Source organism: Mycobacterium sp. (assembly GCF_049585075.1).
Lineage (GTDB): Bacteria > Actinomycetota > Actinomycetes > Mycobacteriales > Mycobacteriaceae > Mycobacterium.
Map to the genome: position 1 here is coordinate 1 of NZ_JBAUZA010000188.1, position 2,406 is coordinate 2,406.

Below are 2,406 nucleotides of genomic sequence, written 5' to 3' on the forward strand. Positions count from 1 at the left end.
CCCTTGCAAACGTTGCGTATCCGGGATCTTCGGCGTGAACGAAAGCCATGCCCCCTTCGAAGTCCAGCGAATCGACAACGTAACTTTCGCCCTGGTGTAGATATACCGCCCCGAGGTGCACTGAAGCGGAGGCCTGTCCGACACCGGCGGTCCCCAGCAACCGTCCAGTTTCGCTCTCGACGATGACGATCTGGCCGCCAGTCGACCCCCGGATGTCCACTGCCGGATGCGGATCGACGCCCGGCGCCGGGTAGTACCGGCCGGATCGACGTCGTAGCAGCCCGTCGTCGACGAGTCCTTCGGCGACCTCTTCGGCCCCCAGCGCCCGCACCTCGGCGTCCTCCAGTGGCAATTCGGTTGCTGCACAGAGTAGTTGCGGGCCAAGAATGTACGGGTTGGCCGGATCGATCACGACGCGTTCGATCGGCTTGTCCAGCAGCGCAGCAGGATGGTGCACCAGGTAGGTATCCAGTGGATCGTCTCGGGCGACCAACAACACCAGCGCGCCCTGACCCCGTCGTCCAGAGCGTCCGGCCTGCTGCCAAAACGATGTGACCGTTCCGGGGAAACCGGCCAGCACTACCGCGTCGAGACCGGCGATATCGACACCTAACTCCAGCGCGTTGGTAGTGGCCAGACCTCGCAGATGTCCGTCGATCAGCGCGCGTTCGAGCGCGCGACGGTCCTCGGGCAGATAGCCCGCGCGATAAGACGCCACCGACTCGGTGAGCTCCGGTGCGATGTCCTCAAGCCGCGCACGTGTTGCCAGCGCGGTCAATTCGGCACCGCGGCGCGACCGGACAAATGTCAGTGTGCGCGCCCCTTCGGCGATCAGGTCCGCCATGACTCGCGCCGCCTCGCTACCGGCGGACCGTCGTACCGGAGCGCCGTTTTCGCCGACGAGGTCGGTGCGCAGTGCCGGCTCCCACAACGCCACCGTGCGGGCGCCCTGTGGCGAGCCGTCTTCGGTGATCTCCGCGACCGGCTGGCCGATGAGCTCGGCGGCAGTTGTACCGGGCGCTGCTGTTGTCGCACTGGCGAAGATCACCGTCGGCGTTATGGCCGAGTCGGCCGAGTAGCGTGCGCACAATCGCAGCAGGCGACGCAAGACCATCGCTACGTTCGAACCGAAAACACCGCGGTAGTAATGGCATTCGTCGACGACTACGAAGCGAAGGCCGCGCAGAAATACTGCCCACCGCGCATGGTTGCGAAGCAGTGCCAGGTGCACCATATCGGGGTTGGAGAACAGCCACCGCGAGCGCTCGCGCGCTAAACGTCGCACCTCGGCCGGACTGTCACCGTCGTAGGCCATGGGCATAACATCACCGAGCCGGGGTATAGCCGCGGTCAGCGCGTGCGCGGCCCGTAACTGGTCGTGGCCAAGCGCTTTCGTCGGCGACAGGTACATCGCCCGGGCCCGCGGATCGGTTGCCAGCGCATTGAGGATGGGAAGCTGATAGGCCAACGACTTCCCGGACGCCGTGCCGGTGCTGATAACTACGTGACGGCCGGCATGCGCCAGCTCCGCTGCGCCAACCTGATGCGCCCACGGCGAACTGATGTCGCGATCGGTAAAGGCGCGCACTACGTCCGGCTCGGCCCATGCCGGCCACGGACGCCGGCGGGCGTGCCTTGGCGGCAGCTCGGCGACATGGCGTAGCGGGTGTTCTCCGGGTTCGCTACCGGCGACCGCGGCCGCGAGCAGTTCGCTGCCGAACGTCACCATCTCTATGCCCCTCCTGATGTGAGCTAATTGCCGAATACCTCAACCAACGACGACCCCGCGGCCAGCGGTTTGGCGCATCTCACCTGAATTGTTTACCTCTTGGTAGCTGAATTGATCACCTGAGGCTGTCGCAGACGCGATGAACGTGATTGACTGTTTGCGGTCGCAGCTTCTGTGTTCGTGTAAAACTTTCGCAGGATCGACGTTGCGGCCGCGGTTCCTGCGAGGTTGTAGGTCGGGTGAAGTTCCGGCGACTCGGCAAGGTATAGCGGTCGGAACGGGCCCGGTGCACCGAAAAGCGGTGTACCGCACCCGAGAAGTAAAGGAAAGATCAAGAAATGCCACAGGGAACTGTGAAGTGGTTCAACGCGGAGAAGGGATTCGGCTTCATCGCCCCCGAGGACGGTTCAGCCGACGTGTTTGTCCACTACACGGAGATCCAGGGGTCCGGCTTCCGCACCCTCGAGGAGAACCAGAGGGTCGAATTCGAAGTCGGCCAAAGCCCCAAGGGTCCCCAGGCCACTGGCGTCCGCTCTATCTGAGCAGCAGCCACTAACGGCAGCCCCCCGCACGGTCCGGAGTTACCGGGTTCGGTCGGGGGGTTCTCGTTGTGGTCGCCTGCCGCGCAAGGATTCACGGCCGGCGACCAATGGCTGGCTCTTCGGTGCGCCGTGTCC

The 2,406-nt window shown here is 64.5% G+C and carries 2 protein-coding genes; one reads left to right on the forward strand and one right to left on the reverse strand.

Annotation, left to right across the window (positions count from 1 at the left end; genetic code table 11):
• On the reverse strand, nt 1-1,729 hold a 1,729-nt coding region (locus tag WB785_RS08960; RefSeq protein ID WP_424078565.1), incomplete at its 3' end, for a DEAD/DEAH box helicase.
• 338 nt (nt 1,730-2,067) lie between these two features.
• On the opposite strand from WB785_RS08960, the gene WB785_RS08965 reads away from it, so the two are divergent.
• Nucleotides 2,068-2,271, forward strand: a complete 204-nt coding sequence (locus WB785_RS08965) for a cold-shock protein (RefSeq protein WP_003925183.1) — start codon at nt 2,068-2,070, stop codon at nt 2,269-2,271.
• Nucleotides 2,272-2,406: the final 135 nt, after the last annotated feature.